Annotated in this window: 21 protein-coding genes; 8 read left to right on the top strand and 13 right to left on the bottom strand. The window is 66.3% G+C overall.

The window, feature by feature from the left end; all coding sequences use genetic code 11:
• Positions 1-127: 127 nt before the first annotated feature.
• A complete protein-coding gene (locus JWN03_RS37370) occupies positions 128-613 on the bottom strand; it encodes a carboxymuconolactone decarboxylase family protein (protein ID WP_297625507.1) in 486 nt (161 codons plus the stop codon).
• A 132-nt stretch (positions 614-745) separates the two neighbouring features.
• Entirely contained in the window at positions 746-877 is a 132-nt protein-coding gene (locus JWN03_RS37365; protein WP_297625504.1) for a hypothetical protein, read from the bottom strand.
• Between the two features lie 159 nt (positions 878-1,036).
• On the opposite strand from JWN03_RS37365, the gene JWN03_RS37360 reads away from it, so the two are divergent.
• Positions 1,037-1,333 (top strand): hypothetical protein, encoded by a 297-nt coding sequence (locus JWN03_RS37360; protein ID WP_297625501.1) that lies wholly within the window; start codon positions 1,037-1,039, stop codon positions 1,331-1,333.
• A 222-nt stretch (positions 1,334-1,555) separates the two neighbouring features.
• On the opposite strand, the gene JWN03_RS37355 is transcribed toward JWN03_RS37360, so the two are convergent.
• The gene (locus JWN03_RS37355) at positions 1,556-2,179 is read right to left on the bottom strand and encodes a TetR/AcrR family transcriptional regulator (protein WP_297625499.1); all 624 of its coding nucleotides are present in this window, start codon (positions 2,177-2,179) and stop codon (positions 1,556-1,558) included.
• 77 nt (positions 2,180-2,256) lie between these two features.
• A complete protein-coding gene (locus JWN03_RS37350) occupies positions 2,257-2,658 on the bottom strand; it encodes a hypothetical protein (RefSeq protein ID WP_297625496.1) in 402 nt (133 codons plus the stop codon).
• Between the two features lie 136 nt (positions 2,659-2,794).
• On the opposite strand from JWN03_RS37350, the gene JWN03_RS37345 reads away from it, so the two are divergent.
• Positions 2,795-3,652 (top strand): helix-turn-helix domain-containing protein, encoded by an 858-nt coding sequence (locus JWN03_RS37345; RefSeq protein ID WP_297625494.1) that lies wholly within the window; start codon positions 2,795-2,797, stop codon positions 3,650-3,652.
• 22 nt (positions 3,653-3,674) lie between these two features.
• Entirely contained in the window at positions 3,675-4,766 is a 1,092-nt protein-coding gene (locus JWN03_RS37340) for a serine hydrolase domain-containing protein (protein WP_297625491.1), read from the top strand.
• 17 nt (positions 4,767-4,783) lie between these two features.
• On the opposite strand, the gene JWN03_RS37335 is transcribed toward JWN03_RS37340, so the two are convergent.
• Positions 4,784-5,404 (bottom strand): TetR/AcrR family transcriptional regulator, encoded by a 621-nt coding sequence (locus tag JWN03_RS37335; RefSeq protein WP_297625488.1) that lies wholly within the window; start codon positions 5,402-5,404, stop codon positions 4,784-4,786.
• 244 nt (positions 5,405-5,648) lie between these two features.
• Here JWN03_RS37335 and JWN03_RS37330 point away from each other — a divergent pair, with 244 nt between their 5' ends.
• Positions 5,649-6,551 carry an SDR family NAD(P)-dependent oxidoreductase gene (locus JWN03_RS37330; protein WP_297625485.1) on the top strand — a complete coding sequence of 301 codons (903 nt, stop codon included), beginning with the start codon at positions 5,649-5,651 and terminating at the stop codon, positions 6,549-6,551.
• Positions 6,552-6,957: 406 nt separating this feature from the next.
• Here JWN03_RS37330 and JWN03_RS37325 read toward each other — a convergent pair whose 3' ends face one another.
• Positions 6,958-8,817, bottom strand: a complete 1,860-nt coding sequence (locus JWN03_RS37325; protein WP_297625483.1) for a Na+/H+ antiporter — start codon at positions 8,815-8,817, stop codon at positions 6,958-6,960.
• Between the two features lie 126 nt (positions 8,818-8,943).
• A complete protein-coding gene (locus JWN03_RS37320; RefSeq protein ID WP_297625480.1) occupies positions 8,944-9,342 on the bottom strand; it encodes a winged helix-turn-helix transcriptional regulator in 399 nt (132 codons plus the stop codon).
• Between the two features lie 94 nt (positions 9,343-9,436).
• Between JWN03_RS37320 and JWN03_RS37315 the strand changes: the two genes are divergently transcribed.
• Complete coding sequence (locus JWN03_RS37315; protein WP_366914528.1) at positions 9,437-9,643, top strand: hypothetical protein; 207 nt, start codon at positions 9,437-9,439, stop codon at positions 9,641-9,643.
• 122 nt (positions 9,644-9,765) lie between these two features.
• On the opposite strand, the gene JWN03_RS37310 is transcribed toward JWN03_RS37315, so the two are convergent.
• The 5 genes from JWN03_RS37310 to JWN03_RS37290 all read right to left on the bottom strand — a co-directional run bounded on the left by JWN03_RS37310 (position 9,766) and on the right by JWN03_RS37290 (position 15,758).
• Positions 9,766-11,103 carry a pyridoxal-phosphate dependent enzyme gene (locus JWN03_RS37310; protein ID WP_297625477.1) on the bottom strand — a complete coding sequence of 446 codons (1,338 nt, stop codon included), beginning with the start codon at positions 11,101-11,103 and terminating at the stop codon, positions 9,766-9,768.
• Positions 11,103-12,599 carry an alanine racemase gene (locus JWN03_RS37305; RefSeq protein ID WP_297625473.1) on the bottom strand — a complete coding sequence of 499 codons (1,497 nt, stop codon included), beginning with the start codon at positions 12,597-12,599 and terminating at the stop codon, positions 11,103-11,105. Before JWN03_RS37305 ends, JWN03_RS37310 begins: the two co-directional genes overlap by 1 nt.
• Positions 12,596-13,858, bottom strand: coding sequence for a heavy-metal-associated domain-containing protein (locus tag JWN03_RS37300; RefSeq protein WP_297625471.1), 1,263 nt, complete (start codon positions 13,856-13,858; stop codon positions 12,596-12,598). The genes JWN03_RS37305 and JWN03_RS37300 overlap by 4 nt, the downstream gene beginning before the upstream one ends.
• On the bottom strand, positions 13,855-15,114 hold the full coding sequence (locus JWN03_RS37295) for an aminotransferase class V-fold PLP-dependent enzyme (RefSeq protein WP_297625469.1): 1,260 nt from the start codon (positions 15,112-15,114) through the stop codon (positions 13,855-13,857). Before JWN03_RS37295 ends, JWN03_RS37300 begins: the two co-directional genes overlap by 4 nt.
• 128 nt (positions 15,115-15,242) lie before the next feature.
• Positions 15,243-15,758 (bottom strand): DUF2599 domain-containing protein, encoded by a 516-nt coding sequence (locus JWN03_RS37290; RefSeq protein ID WP_297625467.1) that lies wholly within the window; start codon positions 15,756-15,758, stop codon positions 15,243-15,245.
• A 266-nt stretch (positions 15,759-16,024) separates the two neighbouring features.
• On the opposite strand from JWN03_RS37290, the gene JWN03_RS37285 reads away from it, so the two are divergent.
• Both JWN03_RS37285 and JWN03_RS37280 read left to right on the top strand, forming a co-directional pair.
• Positions 16,025-16,504 (top strand): hypothetical protein, encoded by a 480-nt coding sequence (locus tag JWN03_RS37285; RefSeq protein ID WP_297625465.1) that lies wholly within the window; start codon positions 16,025-16,027, stop codon positions 16,502-16,504.
• A 278-nt stretch (positions 16,505-16,782) separates the two neighbouring features.
• Entirely contained in the window at positions 16,783-18,234 is a 1,452-nt protein-coding gene (locus tag JWN03_RS37280) for an MDR family MFS transporter (protein ID WP_297625462.1), read from the top strand.
• A gap of 104 nt (positions 18,235-18,338) precedes the next feature.
• Here JWN03_RS37280 and JWN03_RS37275 read toward each other — a convergent pair whose 3' ends face one another.
• A complete protein-coding gene (locus JWN03_RS37275) occupies positions 18,339-20,063 on the bottom strand; it encodes a GMC oxidoreductase (RefSeq protein ID WP_297625459.1) in 1,725 nt (574 codons plus the stop codon).
• Between the two features lie 101 nt (positions 20,064-20,164).
• Here JWN03_RS37275 and JWN03_RS37270 point away from each other — a divergent pair, with 101 nt between their 5' ends.
• Positions 20,165-20,851, top strand: coding sequence for a MerR family transcriptional regulator (locus JWN03_RS37270; RefSeq protein ID WP_297625456.1), 687 nt, complete (start codon positions 20,165-20,167; stop codon positions 20,849-20,851).
• Positions 20,852-20,876 lie beyond the last annotated feature (25 nt).

The raw sequence follows: 20,876 nt of genomic DNA, 5'->3' as shown, positions 1-20,876 counted from the left end.
GCCGGCTCGTCGCAGCCGGCACGCATGCACGGTGCCGTGCGTGCGTGCGGCCAGGGCGTTCAGCGGCGATCGTGTGGGCCCGGCCCGGGTCGAATGACCCTGGGCCGGGCCGGGATTCACCGGCGGATCAGTTGGCCGCGGTCTCGAACGTGCCGGGCTCGTAGGAGCCGCCCTGCTGGCGGATGATCACGCCCAACCGGTTGGCCGCATTGACCTGGGCGATCAGCGCGACCAGCGCCGCGATCTGCTCGTCGTCGAAGTGCTTGCGCACCTGGGCCCAGGTCTCGTCGGACACGCCGTGATGGGCGTCGGCGAGCCGGGTGCCCTCCTCGGCGAGCGCGAGCGCGGCACGCTCGTCTTCGGTGAATACCGTGGCCTCGCGCCACGCGGCGACGAGGTTGATCCGGACCGCAGGCTCTCCGGCATGCGCGAGATTCTTGCTGTGCGCATCGGTGCAGTAGCCGCAGCCGTTGACCTGACTCACGCGCAGCATCACCAGTTCCTGGGTGACCTTGGGCAGGGTCGATCCGATGATCACCAGGCTGGCATTGCCGAACCGCTTGGCGAACTTGGCGCCGACCTCGGTGCCGACCAGGTTGAAACGGGGTTCCATAGCGTCGTCCTCACTCGTAGTGCTGCGCGATGCAGCGGACGAACATGAGATGCCGGTGACCCGATTCCTGTGACAGTGCGGGCAGTGTGACCTGCGCCATAACGACTGTTATTCGGTGCGAGAGTACGCGATTCAGGCGGGGTCGAGGCCGAGGTAGCGGGCCAGGAGGGCGATCTGGTCGCCGTAGTGGGCGATGAATTCGCGGGAGTGCGGGTCGGTGTCGAACAGGTGAGTGTATTCGCCCGCCGTTCGAATCGCTTGCATCCCGGCCGATCTCGTGGCCCGAATTGTCGCCGCCGTACCAATTGTGCTGCCGACGCGCCGTCGATCCGCTGGTTTCCGGAATGGCAAAGGGTATGGAGGACAATGCGTTAGGCAATTGTGTGGAGTGTGGTCGTGGGTCCGGGAGGTGGCGGGGAAAGTATGGGCGTGACGTATGAGCAGGCGCGGCAGAGTATTCGAGATGTGTTGGCGCCCGAATGGCGCTGGGGCACCTTCTGTTTGGACGACCGCACCATCGTCGAGAACGACGAGGTGTTCGTCTTCAACGTAGGGGCGAGGGAACTGCTGGTGGATCGGGACCTGGCCTACGCGATCGCGAGCGGAGTTTCGGTCGTCTACAAGGACGACGGGCGCCTGGGCGCGCTGCCTTCGACGATGGTGGCCACGGACCCCACCGTCCGCATTCGCCCCAACCCCAGCCCGACCATGCACGACTGAATTCACCGCGAGAACCGAAGGGGTGAGCCGACATCGGAGACGAGAAAGCTCACCCGTATTCGGCGAGAAGTTTCAGAGGTCGAAACGGGCGCGCAGCACGACCGTCAATTGCTCCATCAATTCGGCCGACAGCCGGCCACATAGTCGCTCTGCGTGCCTGCACCGGCGACATTCTTCAGCCGGGTGGCTCTCTCATCTCCGATGCTGCGTCCGTGCGATTGCTCAGCGGTACATGCCGCGATAGGCGGCGATCGTCTGGACCAGATGATCGACGATCTGGTCGCGGGTCGCGCGCAGCGTGCCGTTGAGCCAGGCCGAGAACATGCCGGCATTGCCGCTGGCCATGGTGACCGCGGCGAGGCGGCGGCGGGTGGGATCGGCGATGTGGACGAACAGATGATCCTGGATGAGCCGGGTGAAGGCGGGCATGACCGCAATGGTGGTCTGGCCCAGGCCCGTGGAGGAGTACGGCTCGACGAGGAACAGTCGGGATTTGCGGGGGTCTTGCAGCACCTTGTCGACCAGAACTTCCGCCAGCGCGCGGTCGCGATGCGGGTCGTCTGCCACCGCGAACGCGGTCATCGGTTCCAGGAACTCGTCGGCGATCTGGCGGTACAGCACATCCAGCAGTTCGTCTCTGCTGGTGAAACTTTCGTAGAAATAGCGGTCTGTGAGAGTGGCCTTGCGGCAGACCGCGCGCATGGTGACCGCCCCGGCGCCGGACTCGCCGATCAGATCGAGGGCGGCGTCGAGCAGCGCGGCGCGGCGGGCCTCACGGCGTTCGGTGAGGGTAGTTCCGCCCCAGATACGGGGTTCGGCGTCGGAGGGAGGCTGCTCGGTCTGCACCTCCTGAAGAGTAGTGCCCGGCCCCGGGTGTCGGTGCACACCCGGCGCCGGACGGTCCGATCATGCAGCGCGAACGCTCAACTGACCACGCAGGCGCTGCCCAGATTGATACCGGTCCCGACCTGCACTTGCGCCCACTGCTGCCCGTTGTAGGACCAAGCCTCGATGAAGTGCTGACCGGTCGAGGTCGGTGTCCAACTGGACGTGCCCGTGCCGCCGCTGCCCAGGTTGAACTGCTGCTGGCCGAAGGTGGCGGTATTGGTGTCGTAGAGCCAGACCTGCTCGTACGGGCTGCCGTTCACGGTGACCGTGTACGAGCAATTGGTGCCGTACCCGCCGCTGCCCAGCGGGATACTCGAGCCCGAGGACACATTCACACTGTTGAGGTACGCCGACGCATCGGGCGCAGCCAGCACCAGTGCTGCCGCCGCGGCGGCGAGAGTGGTAACCGCGAGGGCCGACTTCCGGAATCGGATCATGCCGATCATCTCCAGGGATAGATCAAGTATTACCAGGTGAGAGGGTAATTTTACTGCTAGCGCAGTGCCTCGGACCCGGTTTTGTCCCGCCCGTTGTGGTGTGGAGACCCGGCCCGGAAATCCGTAGCCTGGACGGGTGGGAGCTGTGGATTTCGGCCGCGAGCCCGAGGTGGGCTGGGATTTCGCACGTGCGGCCGTTGCCGGGCCGCGCGGTGCCGCGATCATCGGTTACCGGGACGTGGGTGGCGCCGGGCTGGATCTTCGGGTTGCCGGGACGGCGGCGGTGACCGTGGTCATCGGATTCGGGGATCGCGAGGTGATCGTCGACGACGCTGTCGGGCGGCGGACCCTCGCCGGTTTTGTTGTCGGGCTTCCCATCGAAGCCATGCGCGTGCGATGCGCACGGGCGGAGTGCATCGAGGTGCGCTTGTCGCCGATACAGGCGTATTCGCTGCTGGGTGTTTCCCCCGCCGATCTGGGCCGGGGAGTTGTCGGCCTGGAGGACCTGTGGGGATCGCGGGCGCGGCGACTACGTGAGCAACTCGCGGCCGCGCGGGCCTGGGACCAGCGGTTCGCAGTGACGAAATCGTTTCTGGCACAGTGCGACAGGCCGATGCGGACTCCCGACCCGGAGGTGCTCGCGGGCTGGAATCACATACTCACCTCCCGTGGCCAGGTGAAGATCGGTGAGCTCGCGCAATCCCTCGGATGGAGCCATAAGCGGCTGGGGGCGCGGTTCGAATCCCAGATCGGCCTATCGCCCAAGCGGACCGCGATGCTGGTTCGATTCCGGCACGCGGTCGACGGTCTGCTGGCGGGCCGGCCCGCTGCCGACGTCGCGGTGGACAGCGGGTACACCGACCAGGCTCATCTGTGCCGGGACGTGTCGATCTTCGCGGACCGCACGCCGGGGGCACTGACGACGAACTATCTGCCCACCATCGCCCGCCACCGGTACCGGGCCTGGGGAGAATTCTTCCAATACCGGGCGTGACCGGGCGTCCGATAGTGGTCTCATGACCAACACCCTTGATCCGGCGAAGCTACAGACCGCGCTGGACACCGTCCATAGCGCCGGCATGCCGGGAGCTTTCGCCGAGGTGCGCGACCACGACCAGGTCTGGCGTGGCGCCGCCGGAGTCGCCGATGTCGCCACCGGCCGCCCCGTCACGCCCGATATGCGGCACCGCATCGGAAGTATCACCAAGACGTTCACCGCTGCCGCCGTGCTGCGGCAGGTCGACCAGAGCGAAATAGCGCTCGACACACCGATCGGCCACTACCTGCCGCGACTGGTTCCCGGCGAACGCGGTGCGGCGATCACGGTCCGGATGTTGTTCAACCACACCAGCGGCCTGGCCGAGTACCTTCCGCAGGCCTTTCCGTCCCTGGCGAAAATGACACCCGAGAGCCTCGATGACAACCGGTTCACCCGGTTTCACCCGATCGAGCTGATCGAGATGGGCGTGTCGGCCGCTGCTTCCGGGAGCCCGGGTGGCTCACCGGGGGTGTACTCGAACACCAATTACCTGCTCCTGTGCCAACTTCTGGAGTCGGTCACCGGTACCTCGGCGGAAAAATGCATCACCCGCGATGTCATCGAGCGCGCCGGGCTGCGGGAGACCGAATTCCCGCACGGACCGTATATCGACGGACCGCACGCACTGCACTACGAGTCGTGGTTCGGCATGATCGACCCGCCGCGCGACTACAGCGTCTACGACATGTCGTGGGTGGGGCCGTCGGCTTCGCTGATATCGACCGTCGCCGACCTGAACTGCTTCTTCGGCCTGCTGCTGGCCGGCGACATCATCAGCCGATCGTCGCTGGCGCAGATGCAAGGCACCGTTCCGGTGATCTCCTTCGAGGGAAAGACACTCGACTACGGTCTCGGCCTGCAGCAGATGACGGCGCCCGGGTCCGGCACCTACTGGGGCAATGACGGCTCCGTCTGGGGCGGCGGCGCGATGTCCATGACCAGTGCTGACGGCCGGCGGCAAATGTCTGTCGCGGTGAACCTGCAGCGCTGGAATCACCTCGGCTCCCCGCAGCCCCATCCCATCGACGACGCGCTGCGGGTTTTCACCCAGCTTGCGCTGTGTGGCTGATCGGCGGTTCACCAGGATTACGGTGCCTCGGGATCCGCCAGCATCAACGCCACCGGTTGCAGTGTGGTCCTGAGGAATTCGGTGAGCCACGCACCGGAGGAGCGCGGTTCGGTGACGCCCTCCAGCGCGATTCCTCTGCCGAGGGCCAGGATCAGTCTCGCCAACGTGGGCGGATCGATCGGGAGGGTGATCCCGAGATCGCCCAGCACCCGTTCGATCAGCACGGTGACCGTGGCGCGGGCCTGTTCGTCGCGTACGGCGAGCTGCTCGAGCAGTGCGGGACTGCGGCGTGCGGACAGTGCCAGTTCCGCTTTGAGCAGGGCCCACTGCTGTTCGCCCAGTGTGGCATCGAGCCACTGCTGGAAATTGGCGAACCGATCCGCCACGGTGCCGTGATCCAATGCGTGCTCGACCGCGTCGAATTGGCTGGCCATGTGCTGATCGAGCACCGCGAGCGCGAGTTCTTCCTTGCTGGTGAAGTTCGAATACACCGCGCCGCGACTGTATCCGGCCGTCTCGGCGACCTGATCGTTGGACGTGGCCGCGAATCCCTCCCGCAGATACAGCTCGGTCGCCGACTCGATCAATTGAGCGCGTGTGCGAGCCTGGGACTCGGAACGACTCAACCGCTTGGACACCCGCCGGAGTATACCGAGGCGTCCGGCGGGTCTCGTGGCGCCGTGCGCCGATGCTCGAGCCGCCAATCTGCTTGCCGCTGTTGACAACTGCCGCACTACCTCGAATATCCTGTGAGTTACAGATGTTGTTGACATCTGACTGCTGAGAGCATCTGAAACTGTGGTCGGCAACCCGCGGTGCGGGATCGGGGCCGGCCTCCGCGGTGATCCTCGGCATTCCTGGTTCGGTTAGGAGCATGTCCTCATGTCCAACTACCCCCAACGCTCGGTTGCCGGCCGGCGAGTTGTCGTCACCGGCGCTACCAACGGAATTGGCAAAGAAATCGCGCGGGCACTCGTGCGTAAAGGCGCATCGGTGACAATCCTCGCGCGCAGTGCGACCAAGGCCGAAGCCACCGTGAATGCGCTGGCCGACGAGGACGGCGCCGTCGCCGCGCCGGAAGTGGTGCTCGCGGATCTGTCGGATCTGGGATCGGTGCGCGCGGCCGCGGCGGAGATCGGGCGCCGCTACGACCGGATCGATGTCCTGGTCAATAACGCTGGGATCCACTCGATTCCCCCGGACACCACCGACGACGGCTACGAGCTGATGATGGCCACCAATCATCTGGGCCCGTTCCTCTTGACCAATTCGCTACTCCCGCAACTCGAGTCGGGCGCCGAGCCGCGGATAGTGATGACCGCATCGGAGGCGCACCGCATGTGGCCGCGGGTAGATCTGGCCGACTTCGCCGAACCGAATGAGTACGGACCGGTCGGCTCACTGTTCGCCTATGCCCGATCGAAGTTGATGAACATCCTGTTCACGCAGGAGCTGGCCCGCCGCCTGGCGCCAACTGCGCTGACTGCCAACAGTTTCTGTCCCGGCATGGTGGCCTCGGGCCTGACCCGTGACAGCGGCATCCTCACCGGCGCCACCCAGGCGCTGTCACGTACCCCGCTGATCCGCACCCCGAAGCAGGGTGCGGCCATGGGCATCCGGCTGGTACTCGACGAGAGCCTCGCCGACACTACCGGCCGCTTCTTCTCCTCCACCCCCGGCGCGAACCTGCTGCCCGCCGTCCGCATCCGCAAAGACGAACAGCTGCAACGTCGCGCCTGGGACCGCACCGCCGAACTCGTCGGCATCGCGTCCAGCGCCCACTGATTGCGATCCGCAAACGACGGCTCGCCCGCCTGCGGGTGCTGAGATGCGTTCTCAGCGGCGGGAAGCCGAGACAATGAAACAGCTGCACTAGGGTGGCGCCGGCGACATTGCCACAGTATGGGGAAGACATAGCAGTCGCTGCTGACCCTGCGGAACCTCTTTTTGAAAATCGTCGGAAGAATCGAAAAATGAGGGAGGGCAATATTGATCCCGAATTTGTGAAGCTGGCGGCAGTAATGCGGGAGACCTTTATGAAATTCCCGATATACCAGGGTGTTACGTATCGAGGTGTCACTCTTCCCGATGCCGAGGTTGAAAGACCTGGGCGTCGAATCGACTTCGTACGATCAGGGCCGCCCTACTCGACCGCCTGGCTCCTGCCGACAGCTGAGCGACATCGGTGTGGTCAGCCCAGGAGTTCGTCGAGGTAGCACCAGCGCCAGGATTCGCCGGGTTCGACGCTGCGCATGACGGGGTGGCCGGTGTTGTTGAAGTGTTTGGTGGCGTGGTTGCCGGGGGAGGAGTCGCAGCAGGCGATGTGGCCGCAGCCCAGGCACATACGCAGGTGGACCCAGACCAGGCCCTCATCGAGGCATTCGGAGCAGGCGTCGGGATGGTCGGGGACGCGGACGGCGGGGGCTTCGCGCAGGTGTTCGCAGCCGCCGACAACGGGGGCGGCGAGGGGGTCGCCGGAGTCGGTGGCTTCTTCGACGCGGTCGATGACCGATTCCTCGAGGTCGAGGGTGGCCATCACCTGCTGCAGCACCTCTTGGTCGAGGGTGCCCGAATCCCGTACGCGCAGCACAGCTTCGCGTTCGGCGGCGAGCATGACCAGGCGCAGGCGGCGGTATTCGCCGCTGGGGGTCACGCGCTGGGATTCGGAGCGGCCCAGCAGTTCCCACGAGGATTGCGCGCGCTGGCTGACCCGGTGCCGCAGTGAGTCGACGATCTCCGGCGGGGTTTCCTCGCCGATATTGGCTTCGAGTGCGACCAGGCCCGCGGAGGTGGCCTGCTGCAGCAGGTTCGCCTCCTGTAGCAGGTCTTCGGCGTGGCTGGGTCCGCGCAAGCGCAGCAGTCGCACCAGCGAGGGCAGGGTGATGCCCTGCAGCAGCGTTCCGGCCACCACCACGACCGCGAGCAGTCGCAGCGTCGCCAGTTCGGGTGTGTCGGAGGGCAGCAGCAGTGCCGCGGCCAGAGTCACCACGCCGCGCATGCCCGCCCACGACACCACGGTCGGTCCGGTCCACTGCGGTTTGGGTTTGCCCTGCCGCCGGCCCTCGATCTGCCAGGCCAGATAGGTGGAGGGGAACACCCAGATCGGGCGCGACACGATGACGGTCACCAGTACGGCCGCACAGGTGAGCAGCAGCGTCGTATGCGGCAGGTCGCTGTTCCAGGCGGCTTCGAAGATATGCCGCATCTCGAGGCCGATGAGCAGGAAAACCGCGCTCTCGAGCAGGAATTGGATGGTGCGCCAATTGGTGTGCTCGGCAATGCGGGAGGCCGCGCTCTGCCACCGCGGTGCGCCGTACCCGAGGATCAGGCCGCAGGTGACGACCGCGATCACCCCGGATGCGTGCAGCGCCTCGGCGGGCAGGTACACACTCCACGGCGCCAGCAGCGAAACACTGGTATCCAGTACAGGATCGCTGATGCGGCGGCGCAGGAACGCCAGCACCATCGCGGCCACTCCGCCGATGAGCGCACCACCGCCGGCCGCGCCGAGGAAATCCGCGCCCGCCTCCCACATGGTGAAGGTGCCCGCCATGGCCGCGATCGCGGTACGCAGGGTGACCAGCGCGGTGGCGTCGTTGAACAGCGATTCACCCTCGAGCAGGGTGACGATGCGCCGCGGCATACCGACCCGGCGTGCCACCGCGGTCGCGGCGACCGCATCCGGTGGGGCCACCACGGCGCCGATGGCCACCGCGGCCGAGAACGGCACCGGCAGCAGCCAATACACCACACCGGCCACCGCGAAGGTGGTGAACAGGACCAACCCCACCGACAGCAGGGCGATCGATATCTTCTTGGGCCGGAAGTCGATCAGCGAGGTGCGAATGGCGGTGGTGTAGAGCAGCGGTGGCAGCAGTCCCAGCAGGACGAGTTCGGGGTCGATATCGAATTCCGGCACGAACGGCAGATACGAGGCGAACACGCCGGCGATGGTGAGCACGAACGGCTCACCCACCTCGAACCGGCGTGCCAATGCCGCCAATGCGACAGCACCAGCCACCAGTAGGACAAGTCCGAACGCCACGTTCACGAGATCATCGTGCCAGGGCGAGTGTCCGAATCGCGCATCGGCCGCGCCGGTCGGCACCGGGGGCGCCCCGCGACAGCGCACCTGATATTCCGGTGACGGCACCCCTGACCATGGGATCTCCGAGGATCAGCGGTCCGCGTCGTAGTCGGCGCGTGCCGCCAGCACCTGGTCCATATGAGTCTCGGCCCAGCCTTTGATGGTTTGCATCACCGGCAGCAGGCTCGTCCCCAGCGGTGTCAGCTCGTAGTCGACGCGCACGGGCACCGCCGGTGTGATCGTGCGCTCGACCAGTCCGTCGCGTTCCAGGAGCCGCAAGGTCTGCGTGAGCCTCTTCTGGCTGATGCCCGCGACTCGCCGAGACAGGTCGGAGTAGCGCTGCGGACCCTCGGCGAGGGCATTGATCAGCAGGCTGACCCACTTGTTGGCAATGCGATCGAGCAGCTGACGGGTCGGGCATTCCGCGACGTAGGCGTCGTAGTGCAGACGCGCTTCGGCCTGTCGCTGTGCCACGGTCTGCGTTGCCATCACACTCCGACCAGTGCGGTACGCACCTCGAGGCGTCTACTTCCCAATGGAGAGTAGCGCTCCTTATGTTTGCCGTGTTCATTCGATCTGTGAGGTGACCATGCGAGCAATCGTCGTCCGTTCCTATGGCGGGCCGGAAGCGTTGGAACTGGTGGAATGCCCGGTGCCGGAACCGGGTCCGGGCGAAGTCCGGGTGCGCGTCGAGGCGGCCGGGGTCAATCCGGTCGATGCGGTGACCCGATCGGGCGCATTGGCCCAGCCGGGTCCGATGATGTCGCGCCCGGTGACACGCTTCCGCTGACCGAAGCGGTACGCGCACACCAGCTGCTGGCCAAGGGCGGTCCGCGCGGCCGGGTGGTCCTGATTCCTTGACCGCGAGTGCCAGACGAGGTCCGTGCCGGACCCTCGGCTCGGCCGGGTCCGTCAGCCGGGCCGGGGTGCGGATTCCATCGGTTTGCCGCTGTCGCGCCACGCGGCGATACCGCCGGACAGGCTCGCCGCGTCGTAGCCCGCACGGCGTGCCAGCGCGGCGAAGCGCAAGGACACTTCACCGACCGGACAGACGAAAACGACCGGGCGCGAACGGGAGAACGGAATGCCGTGCGCGAGCATGTCGTCGAGTTGATCGTCGCGAATATTGATCGCACCGGGAACATGCGCAATGCGGTAAGCCATGGCGCCGCGGGTATCGACAATGGTGGGGCGCGCGGTGCGATCGAGCTCCTGCACCTCATCGGGTGAGAGCGCCGGCGTGGCGGCCAGTTCCGTGGCCGACGGCGGAGCGGGACGGCTGGCGCGGCCGAACAATTCGGGGCGACGCTTGCGGATATAGGACAGATACGGCTCGATGCGATCGCAAACGATGAATACCGCCACCAGGGGCCGATCCGCGTCGATCATCGAATGATCCAGTGCGCTCAGATGTTCCAGCGCCGCCGCATACGTGGCCCCACTGGTCGGCCCGGCCAGAACGCCGTATCGGGTGGCCAACTCCAACGTGGCATCGACTGCACGCCCGGCCTCCACGGCAATGATGCGATCGTAGAAGTCGGGCTGGAACAGCCCCACATCCCACAGCTCGGTCTCCGAGCGAATACCCGGGATGAAATCGGTGCGCTCCGAAACCACCGCCAGGGTGCGCAATTCCGGATTGTGCTTACGCAGGAACGTCGCCGCACCACGCGTGGACCCGGTGGTGCCGAGCCCGCCCGCGAGGTAATCGACGCGGGTAATGCCGTCACGCAGGAGATCCTCGTGGATCTCACGCCCGGTGCCCTCGTAGTGCGTCTCGATATTCTTCTCGTTCGTGTACTGCGACGGATGCACCCACGCACCAGGTGCTTTCGCCATGGTCGCGTCGATCACCGAGTACACATCATTGGGCGCGGTCGGATCAGGGCATTCCGACAGCCCCGGCAGCTCTTCGATATCGGTGCCGAACAGCTGCAGCAACTCCCGTACCTCGGTCACCTTGATCCGATTGGTGACCGCGCGCAGCCCGACCCCGTGCATGGCGCCCAGAATGCGCAGCGCCTTGGCGGTATTGCCACTGGATGCCTCGATGAGCGTCTGCCCGCGCGCGACGATGTCCTCGAGGTCGTCGCGAATCATGCCCCACGCCACCCGGTCCTTGACCGAGCCGAAGGGGTTGCAGGACTCCAATTTCGCGTACAGCTCGATATTGCGCAGCCCGTGCACGGCCGGATCCAGCCGCAGCAGCGGAGTATTGCCGATGAGTTCGGTGATGTGGTCGTAGCGCATCACTGCACCTCGTGCCATTGCGGACCCGCGGATTGTGGTGGCCCACCGGCCATCAGCGCGGGTTCGTAGTCGTCGTCACGGCAGATCTCGTACTTTCCCTGATCGGAGAAATCGCTGGGCCGGTGCACCACCGCGAGTTTGGGTGGCAGTCGATGCATGGAGGCGCGCGCTGCCGACAAATCCATATGGTAGGCAGCGGTATTGGGGAAAACCATCAGATCGCCGGGTCGTGGCCGCTGCGGAAACCACACCTTGTGATTGGTCACCAGATCGCGTTCCAGGCACAGCCGCCCCGCCAGAAACACTCCGATCGGATCGGAATTGTCCTGCGTGTGCACCACACCGGGCAGCAGTATCGGATCCACCATCACCTCCTGGTCGGCGGGTGTGACGGTGTCGCGGCTGAGATCCACATTGACCAGTACGCTGCCGTCGGCGGTCTCCTTCACGAATTCGACCCGGGCGAGGGTGATTCCGGCGTGATCGACCAGCGCCTTGCCCGGCTCCAGCCATACCTCGAGCAGATTCTCGGCTGCGATCTGCGCGAAGCTGCGCCCGCCGTGCCCGTCCAATTCGGCCTCGAGCAGATCGGCGAGCATGCGATCGGCGGGCACCGTATTGGCATATTTGTGGAACACCGGGGTGCCGTGCACGCCGCCGCCCTCGAGATGGAATCCGAACGTATTGCCGCCCCACGCCATCGGTTCCCCGTGCCCGAGCAAGGATTCGCGCAGTGCGTGCACATAGGCGTCGAACGCATCGGCGTCAGCGGTGAACACCTGCCGGAAGCCGCCGCCGATATTCAGCACCGTCGGTGCGAGCCCGTGCGCGTACGCGCGCTCGGTCAGCTCCAGGCAGGCCTCGACCGCCCGCAACCGCTCACCGGGCTCCCCGGAGTCGATATGAAAGGCGAACCCGCGGAAATCGATTCGTCCGTGATGGGCCGCCAGTGCGCGCAGGACGTCCTCCACCTGCCCCAGCGGCACCCCGAACCGGCTCACCGGCGTCCCCGCGAACCCGGACAGCCGCACCAGCACCGGCACTCCGGCATGGCGGCCAGCGAGCTCGGCCACCCGATGCAGCTCCCACATATTGTCGACATTGATGGTGACGCCCGTGGCAATGAGCTCACGCAGAATCTCTTCGCCCTTGGGCCCGGTCACCTCGATGCGCGTCGATCCGAATCCGGCGCCCACGGCACTGGCCAGCTCCGCCTCCGAAGCCACATCGATACCGACCCCCGCATGCTCGGCGGTGCGCACGAACGCCCGTGACTGATTCACCTTGTGTGCGTAGCAGATCCGATAGCGCGGCAACCCCTGCTCCAGCACCGTCCGCAACCGCTCCAGATTGTCGGCGAACACCTGCGGGAACACCAGATGCGCGGGCGACCCGAACCGGGTGAGCGCATCCTCGGCCGCGCCGGGAGCCTGCAGGAAGGCACGCACCAGCGGATGAATCTTCGCCGGCAGCCGCGGCGGAGCCGAAGCCGTCATACCGCTGTTTCCGACGTCGCCGGGGCAGGCACATCGGTGGTCGGGTTGTAGCCGCTGTCGCGCAGCGCTTCGAAGGCGCGATGGCGATTGCGGGGGCTGCGGAATTCGGCGGCCACCCGTTTGCTGATCAGGTCGATATCGTGCACGGCGATATCCATCGATTCCAGCACTCCGGTAATGGTGCGCACGCAGTGCTTGCAGTTCATATCGGGGACGTAGAACACCTGGTCCTCGGCGGCAAGTTCGCCGGTGGCCGCACCGCTGTCGGCGGGCACCTCCGCGATGGTCAGGCGGGTGGCGATCGCGGTGAACACCTCGGTGAACCGGTCCAGCACCACCGGCAGAATGCTGTAGTGCGCGCCGTCGAGCTGATGCGGCATGGCCGCCAGGCAGGCGGGGCGGGTGCCCGGTGGCAGCAGCGCGTACTGGCGGGAGATCAGATCGAGCTCATCGTGATACTTGGCGATGGCGTCGGGCACGCTCAGGCCTTCGGAGAGGGTGGCGCGCCGCATGATCCGGTGCGCGTCCTCGATGGTGGAGTCCTTCATGGAGCGCAGAATCGCCACCGTTTCGGCGGAGTAGCGCACGGTGCCGTCGGGCTGAGTGGTCAGGGTGACCGCGATCATGCCGCGCCGATAGCTCGAGGCCTGCAACTCCCAATACCAGCGGGTCGCCACCGCCCCATAGATTCCGGAATCGCGCATCCCAGCCGCGAATTCGGCGGGTGTGCGGTACGGCGTCCAGCGCGCCAGCAGCGCATGCTGGGCCAGCGCCCGCCCCGCCGCCTCGATCCCGACCCGGAAGATATCGAGCGGTTCGTGATCGGTGGTGGTGCCCTCCAGCACATCCCGATCCCGATCGCTCAACCCCGAAATGCGATGCGCCAGCCCGGTATCGGCGCCGAGCGCATGCCACAGCGTCAGCACCGCCTCCCGCATGGCGATCGGCACGATCGGCCCCAGCCCACCGGAATGGAAATGCCCGGTATTGGGAATCCCGTCACTGTCGGTCCAGGCGATGCGATGGGTGGCGCTGGTGACCAGGTCGGCCCGGCACGGCCGCATGAACCGTTCCAGATACAGCCGCTGCGACAGGGTCAGATGCGATCCTGGTTCCGGACGCAGTGGCGCACAGGTGTATTCGATCCGTTGCGTCTGCGCGGTCGCGGCCCCGGCGAACAATCCGGGCCGGGCCAGGGCGGCCAGCACGCGGGAGGCAGCGCGCCGGTCGTAGCGGGGTTCGTGGCCATTCGTGGTCATCCGACCTCCTCGGCAATCGTGGCTACACAGTCGGTGAAGCGGTCGATCTCGTCGAAGGTGTTGTAGATATGGGTGCTCACCCGCACCGAATCCTCGTCCTCGGACTCGCCGGGCACACAGTGCGCGCCGGCGCGCACCAGGAAGCCGAGTTCGCCGAGCACGAACCCCAAGTCGTTCGCGCCGATACCGTGCAGTGTGAAAGAGACTATGCCGTAACCGGTTTCGCAGGGGGCGTATGCGGGACCGGGCAGGAAATCCAGTCCCGGGACGGGCCGCAGTCCGGCGATCAGCCGCTGCGTCAGTGCACGATTGTGGGTGTGGATCGTATCGAGACCGATATCGCCGAGCACCTCGAGGGCCGCGCCCAGTGCGAGGATGCCCGGAATATTGTGGGTGCCGCCCTCGAGCAGCTGGGGCATCGGACCGGCGTGCAGGCCGGAATCGTCGAGGGACACACCGGAATTGCCGCCCGGCAGGAACGGCGACAGCTCAGCGTGGCGGCGACGGCGGCAATACAGCACCCCGGTACCGGGCGCCCCGAACATCTTGTGCGCGGCGAAGACCGCGAAATCGGCGTCGAGTTCCTCCACCCGCACCGGCAGATGCCCACCGCTCTGACTGCAGTCGAAACACAATGCGATCGCCGGATCGATGCGCCCGCGTAATTCCTCCAGCGTGGTCAGCGCACCGAACACATGATGCAGATGCCCGACAGTGATGAGGCGAGTACGTGGCCCGACCTTCGCGGCGATGTCCTCGATATCGGCTTCACCGAGCTCGCCGACCCGGTACGGCACCAACCGGATCGTCCGCCCGAACCCGGCCAGTAGCTGCCGCAGATGCACCCACGGATACACATTGGAGGCGTGATCGCGTGGGCTGTAGAGGATTTCGTCGCCGTCCCGCAGATTTGCCAGTCCCCACGACAAGGCGACCGCGTTGAGCCCGGCGGTCGACCCGCCCGTGAACACCACCTCGTCGGGATCGGCGCCGATGAACCCCGCCATGCGCCCGCGCACCTGCTCGATCTCGCGCGTGAGCGTGGTCGCCCACGAATACGCGCCGCGTCCGGCATTGGCGGTCCGCGAGCTGTGATAGCCCTGCACCGCCGCGATCACTGCCTGCGGTTTCTGCGTGGTGGAGGCCGAATCGAGGTATGCCTCAGCGGTTTCGCGCAGTGCCGGGAACATGCGCGCGGACACCGCTTCCGGGGCGGGAACCGGCCCGGCGGTGGACGCAGGCGCACAAGACCGCACCGTGCCGCTCCCTCCGAGGAGTACGCGCTGAACGCCACCAACGATACGCACATTTTCCCAGCGGCTCGAAGGTTCTCGCGGGCAAGTGCTTTCGCGGGCGGCGTCTCGTTACTGCGGGAAATGAAGCCTCAGCGTTCGGGTCCACCCGGGTTGCACAGCGCGTTCACGGTCTCCTGATAGCCGACCGCGGGCCGCCACGGCTCCAGATTCCAGCTCGGCTTATTGGGTGCGACAACGCGTGCGAAGTCCCAGTGGCAGATGAATTGATCACGCATACCGGGTGTGTCGGCGTCGGGGGCATCAACGAGGACTTCCTGCCAGGCGCGTTCACCGGCGGTCGGGAAGGTGTCCTGACGGCCGGCCTGGGTCGGGTAGACCAGGAGCCGGCGGCCGTCGACGGCGTCGGTCCATTCGGTGCGGTCGATCAGCGACTGATCGGCATAGGAGTCGATCGCGGGAACCTGGGCGGCGGACGCGGCGATGGGCGCGCCGGTGGCAGTGGTCGGCGCCGCAGCGGCGGGATGGGTCGAGGAGGTGCTCAGCGAACCGACGATGACAGGGGAGGATTCCTCGGCGGCCCCGCAACCGCTCAGCACTACTGTCAGCGCGAGCAGGCCGCCTGATAGTTTCCAGCGCTGCCGCATGAGCCTCGCCCCTTTCCGTTCCTCGGTCTCGCATCGGGCCCGGTCACCGGCGATCACTACAAGATCATGGATACATCACCGGCACTGAAACGTAACCGTCTCGCATTTGCCAGCGCTGGTGTATTGGCCCAGACGGACCCTACGATGTCACGCGCGGGCGGTTCTCGGAAGTGGGGGCTGCCCACACCGTGGGACCGGAAGTGGTTGTCGCACCCGCCGTCGTGATCGAGTGGCACGGGTGCGGGTTGGACGACTGTAGGGGCAGGATGAACACACCGACAGTGAAATGTCTTGTCTGGGAGGTGGACAACTCCCTGTGGGACGGAGTGGTCTGCGATTCGACCGACGGCGCACTGCGCGCCGAGGCGGTGCGGGCGCTGCGGATTCTGCGTGAGCGCGGAGTCATGCATGCGGTCGCCAGTCGTGGTGAATTCGCGTGGACGGTCGAACAGTTGCGTAAACAGGGGCTGCACGACCGCTTCGCCGTCATCGAGGTCGGCTGGGGCCGTAAATCGGCGGCGATCACCCGCATCGCGGAAACGCTGGGCGTGAGCCTGGACCAGGTCGGTTATATCGACGCCGAACCACTCGAACGCAGCGAGGTGGCGCACGCGCTGCCGCAGGTGCGGTGTTACGCCGCGCGCCATGTGGATGTGCTGCCCGCGCTGCAGGAATTCCGGGCCCCCGTGGGTGCGGTGCCGCCGCCGACCTCTCCGATGGGATTCGCGCACATTCACGCCCGCTGACTGTGGATTCCCGCGCCAGCAAATCGTGAGTGACCAGCCTCACTTTTGACTTGCGCGTTCCGTGAAAAGTGCTGGTGAACAGCCAATTTCAGCTGCGCCGGGCGGCGTCTGGACCGGAAAAATGACTGAACTTCGTCGGTGCGGCCGGGGATACTGACGCCCGACCGATGAGTTGTGCGACCCGGTCCCGTCTGATCCTGTGTGGCGCCGGGACGCGGGAGTCGGTGACTCGGCATCGGGCCACACGTCCTACGCTCACGAACGCCCGGAGGTACCCGATGCACGCCGAAGTATCCACTCAGTCCACGGCGGGAGGCAGGACCCCCACCGTGATCCGGGTGCTGGTGCTCGCGACCTTCGTGGTGATTCTGAACGAAACCATCATGATCAACGCGATCCCGCGCCTCATGACCGATCTGCATGTCGGCGAGCGCTCGGCGCAGTGGGTCTCCACCGCGTTCATGCTCACCATGGCCGCGGTCATTCCGACCACCGGCTGGTTCCTGCAGCGGGTCACCACCCGCCGGGCCTACAGCATGGCCATGGGCATCTTCCTGTTCGGCACCGCGCTCTCATCGGTCGCACCGACCTTCTCGGTGCTCCTACTCGGGCGCGTCATCCAGGCGTGCGGCACCGCGGTCATGATGCCGCTGCTGATGACCACGCTGATGACGGTGGTGCCGCAGGAGGATCGCGGCCGCGTCATGGGCAATGTCACCCTGGCCATCTCGGTCGCCCCGGCCATGGGTCCGGTCATCTCCGGCCTGGTGCTGCAGATCGGTTCGTGGCGTTGGCTGTTCGTGCTGGTGCTCCCCATTGCCGCCGGTGTCACCTGGTTCGGCCTGCGGCATCTGGAGAATGTGGGTGAACCGCAGTCCGGCGCGATCGACGGATACAGCGTCGGATTCGCGGCGCTCGGATTCGGCGGCCTGGTCTACGGACTCAGCAAGATCGGTGGCGGTAACGACGCCGAGGCCATCGGGATCGCCGCCGCCGGCGCCGTCCTGATCGCCGTGTTCGCCGCGCGTCAGATTCGCCTGCAGCGCACCGGCACTCCGCTGCTGGACCTGCGCGTCCTGCTGCTCGGCACCTACACCAAAGCCCTGGTGCTGATGTCGATCGCGTTCCTGGCAATGCTCGGATCGATGATGCTGCTGCCGCTGTACCTGCAGAACCTGCGCGGCCTGAGCGCGCTGGAGACCGGGCTGCTGGTCATGCCCGGCGGTCTGGCCATGGGTCTGCTCGGCCCCACCATCGGCCGTCTCTTCGACCGCTTCGGTGGCCGCTGGCTGGTGATTCCCGGGTCGATCGGTATTACGGCCGCACTGGCCGGCTTCACCCAGATCTCGCTCGATATGCCGTACTGGCAACTGCTGGCCCTGCACATCCTGCTGATGGTGTCGCTCGCCGCCACCTTCACCCCCGTCTTCACCCTGGGACTGGGTGCGCTGCCGCCGCACCTGTATTCGCACGGCAGCTCGATGCTCGGCACCCTGCAGCAGGTGGCCGCGGCCTTCGGCACCGCGCTGGTGATCACCGTAATGACGACCCGCGCAACCTCACTGGTGAACAGCGGCACCGAGCCGATCACCGCCCACCTCGACGGCATGCGCCTGGCCTTCGCGGTCTCGGCTGTCCTGTCGCTGGTTGTGATCGTGATGGCCATCCTGCTCCCGAGCCGCTCGGCTGCTCCGCTCCATGCGGATGAGCCCGAGCCTGCTCTGAGCTGATCACCGAATTCCGGACCTGCTGAACAGGGGTTCAGCCCGGTAAGCAAAAAATTGCCCGCTCTGCCGAAAGGCAGGGCGGGCAATGTCATCGGTCGTGCCAGCGGTCAGGCGGATTCGATCTTGCCGCTGCGGATCTCGACGATCGGCAGGACCAGGGCAGCCGGTGCGCTGGCCGGAACCACGGGCTGGTTGGGGGCCACCGGCGCGATGCGCTCGTATGCGCTGCCCGGCTCGGGACGGGTGTCGACCTCACCCTTATTGGGCCACATGGCCGCCGCGCGCTCGGCCTGTGCGGTGATGGTCAGCGACGGGTTCACACCGAGGTTGGCCGAAACCGCCGCGCCGTCGACAACGCTGAGGGTCGGGTAGCCGTACACGCGGTGGTACGGGTCGATGACACCGCTGTCGCGGTCCGCGCCGATGACCGCACCGCCGAGGAAGTGAGCGGTCAGCGGGATATTGAAGACCTCACCCCAGGACCCGCCGGCCACGCCGCCGATCTTGTCGGCCACCGCGCGGGTGACTTCGTTGCCCGCGGGAATCCAGGTCGGATTCGGTTCGCCGTGGCCCTGTTTGGAGGTGAGGGAGCGGCCGAAGAGTCCGCGCTTGGTGTAGGTGGTGATGGAATTGTCGAGGTTCTGCATGACCAGCGCGATGATGGTCCGCTCGCTCCAGTTCTTCACCGACATGAACTGCACCAGCGTCAGCGGGTGCCGCAGCACCGTCAGCAGGAAGCGCAGCCAGCGCGGTATGCGGCCGCCACCGTCGACCATGAGGGTCTGCAGCAGGCCCATGGAATTGGAGCCCTTGCCGTAGCGCACCGGTTCGATATGGGTGTCGGGGGTGGGGTGGATCGACGAGGTGATGGCGACGCCGCGGGTGAAGTCGACGTCCGGGTTCACCTTCCGGGTGGCCGCGCCGACAATGGATTCGGAGTTGGTGCGCGTCAGCACACCCAGCCGGTCGGAAAGCTGTGGCAGCGTGCCCTTGTCGCGATTGGCGAACAGCAGCTTCTGCGTGCCCCGGGTTCCGGCGGCCAGCACCACGTGTGCGGCGGTGTAGGTCTTGGGCTGCTTGCGCAGCCACGCGCCGGTGCGCTCGGTCTCCACATCCCAGGTGCCGTCCGGCAGTGGCCGCATGGTGGCGACCGTGGTCATCGGAACGACCTGCGCCCCGGCCTTTTCCGCTAGGTACAGGTAGTTCTTGACCAGGGTGTTCTTGGCATTGTGGCGGCAGCCGGTCATGCACTCGCCGCATTCGATGCAGCCGGTGCGCTCGGGTCCCGCGCCGCCGAAGTACGGGTCGGCGACCTTCTTGCCGGGCTCGCCGAAGAACACGCCGACCGGAGTCTGCACGAAGGTGTCCCCGACGCCCATATCCTCGGCAACCTGCTTGAACACTTCGTCGGCGGGCGTCATATGCGGATTGCGGACCACGCCGAGCATCTTCTGCGCCTGCTCGTAGTACGGCATGAGCTCGTCGCGCCAGTCGGTGATCTCACGCCACTGCGCGTCCTCGAAGAACGGTGTCGGCGGCACGTAGAGGGTGTTGGCGTAGTTCAGTGAACCGCCGCCGACACCCGCGCCCGCCAGAATGAGGACATCGCGCAGCGGGTGAATGCGCTGAATGCCGTAGCACCCGAGCTTGGGCGCCCACAGGAACTTGCGCAGATCCCAACTGGTGTCGGGCAGCTCGTCGTCGGCGTAACGCTGACCGGCCTCGAGCACACCGACGCGATAACCCTTCTCGACCAGGCGCAGCGCGGTTACGCTGCCGCCGAATCCGGATCCGACGATGAGCACATCGAAATCGGTCTCGCGTTGGGTCATCGCAAACTCCCTGGTCGTCGTCGACACGTGTGGCGGCGGTTACGGTAATGCGGACAGTTGCAACTGTCAACGTTACTGTCTTCGTCTTCTATGCTGGCCCCGTGCCCCGATACAGCCGCGCGCAACTCGCCGAACTCAGCGGGGTGCCGGCGCGCACCATCCGCTACTACCAATCGCTGGGCGTGCTGCCGAAAGCCGGGCGCGCGGGAAAAGAGGCGGTCTACACCGACGAACACCTTGACCGGCTCCGCGATATCGGCGCTATGCAGGCACGCGGCCTGCGACTGGATGCGATCCGGGAAGTGTTCGCGACCGAAACCGCCGGCACCGATTGGCGTACGGTCTTCGGCCCGGGCCAGCCCGTGCCCGCGGAACCGGCGGTCGTGGTTTCCGATGAGCAACTCTCGGAGCTACTGGGTGACCGGCGCGCGGAAATTCTCGACGAGCTGCGCGCCGCGCAATACCTCGAACCCTGCGAGGAAGGCTGGCGCATCCCCGACCAGCCCATGCTCAAAGGCGCACTCATCCTCTACGACGTGGGCACCGACGTCACCCTCGCCGGCGCCCTGCGCAAACTGATCCGCGCCCGCATCGCCGACCTCGCCGACGAAATGGTCCGCACCTTCGCCGATGCCGCCGCCACCAGCTACGGCGGCGAAGGCATCGGCACCGACCTCACCCGCTTCCGCGACCGCTACCGCGCCGCCGCCTGGGAAGTCGGCGGCGCCACCCTCGCCGACGAAATCGAGCGCGCGGTAAAGGAATTCGTCACCGAACAAGACGGCTGACCACGCCAATTCGAATGCTTCCCGG

The organism is Nocardia sp., assembly GCF_025465275.1.
Lineage (GTDB): Bacteria > Actinomycetota > Actinomycetes > Mycobacteriales > Mycobacteriaceae > Nocardia.
Note: the sequence above shows the minus strand (reverse complement) of the source record. Positions and strands in the feature narration are given on the sequence as shown.

Excerpts from the sequence above, each read along its gene's own strand:
- JWN03_RS37340 (WP_297625491.1), top strand. The coding sequence starts at position 3,675 with ATGACCAACACCCTTGATCCGGCGAAGCTACAGACCGCGCTGGACACC.
- JWN03_RS37370 (WP_297625507.1), bottom strand. The coding sequence starts at position 613 with ATGGAACCCCGTTTCAACCTGGTCGGCACCGAGGTCGGCGCCAAGTTC.
- JWN03_RS37350 (WP_297625496.1), bottom strand. The coding sequence starts at position 2,658 with ATGATCCGATTCCGGAAGTCGGCCCTCGCGGTTACCACTCTCGCCGCC.
- JWN03_RS37280 (WP_297625462.1), top strand. The coding sequence starts at position 16,783 with ATGCACGCCGAAGTATCCACTCAGTCCACGGCGGGAGGCAGGACCCCC.
- JWN03_RS37330 (WP_297625485.1), top strand. The coding sequence starts at position 5,649 with ATGTCCAACTACCCCCAACGCTCGGTTGCCGGCCGGCGAGTTGTCGTC.
- JWN03_RS37285 (WP_297625465.1), top strand. The coding sequence starts at position 16,025 with ATGAACACACCGACAGTGAAATGTCTTGTCTGGGAGGTGGACAACTCC.
- JWN03_RS37305 (WP_297625473.1), bottom strand. The coding sequence starts at position 12,599 with ATGACGGCTTCGGCTCCGCCGCGGCTGCCGGCGAAGATTCATCCGCTG.
- JWN03_RS37360 (WP_297625501.1), top strand. The coding sequence starts at position 1,037 with ATGGGCGTGACGTATGAGCAGGCGCGGCAGAGTATTCGAGATGTGTTG.
- JWN03_RS37275 (WP_297625459.1), bottom strand. The coding sequence starts at position 20,063 with ATGACCCAACGCGAGACCGATTTCGATGTGCTCATCGTCGGATCCGGA.
- JWN03_RS37320 (WP_297625480.1), bottom strand. The coding sequence starts at position 9,342 with ATGGCAACGCAGACCGTGGCACAGCGACAGGCCGAAGCGCGTCTGCAC.
- JWN03_RS37365 (WP_297625504.1), bottom strand. The coding sequence starts at position 877 with ATGCAAGCGATTCGAACGGCGGGCGAATACACTCACCTGTTCGACACC.
- JWN03_RS37310 (WP_297625477.1), bottom strand. The coding sequence starts at position 11,103 with ATGCGCTACGACCACATCACCGAACTCATCGGCAATACTCCGCTGCTG.
- JWN03_RS37300 (WP_297625471.1), bottom strand. The coding sequence starts at position 13,858 with ATGACCACGAATGGCCACGAACCCCGCTACGACCGGCGCGCTGCCTCC.
- JWN03_RS37290 (WP_297625467.1), bottom strand. The coding sequence starts at position 15,758 with ATGCGGCAGCGCTGGAAACTATCAGGCGGCCTGCTCGCGCTGACAGTA.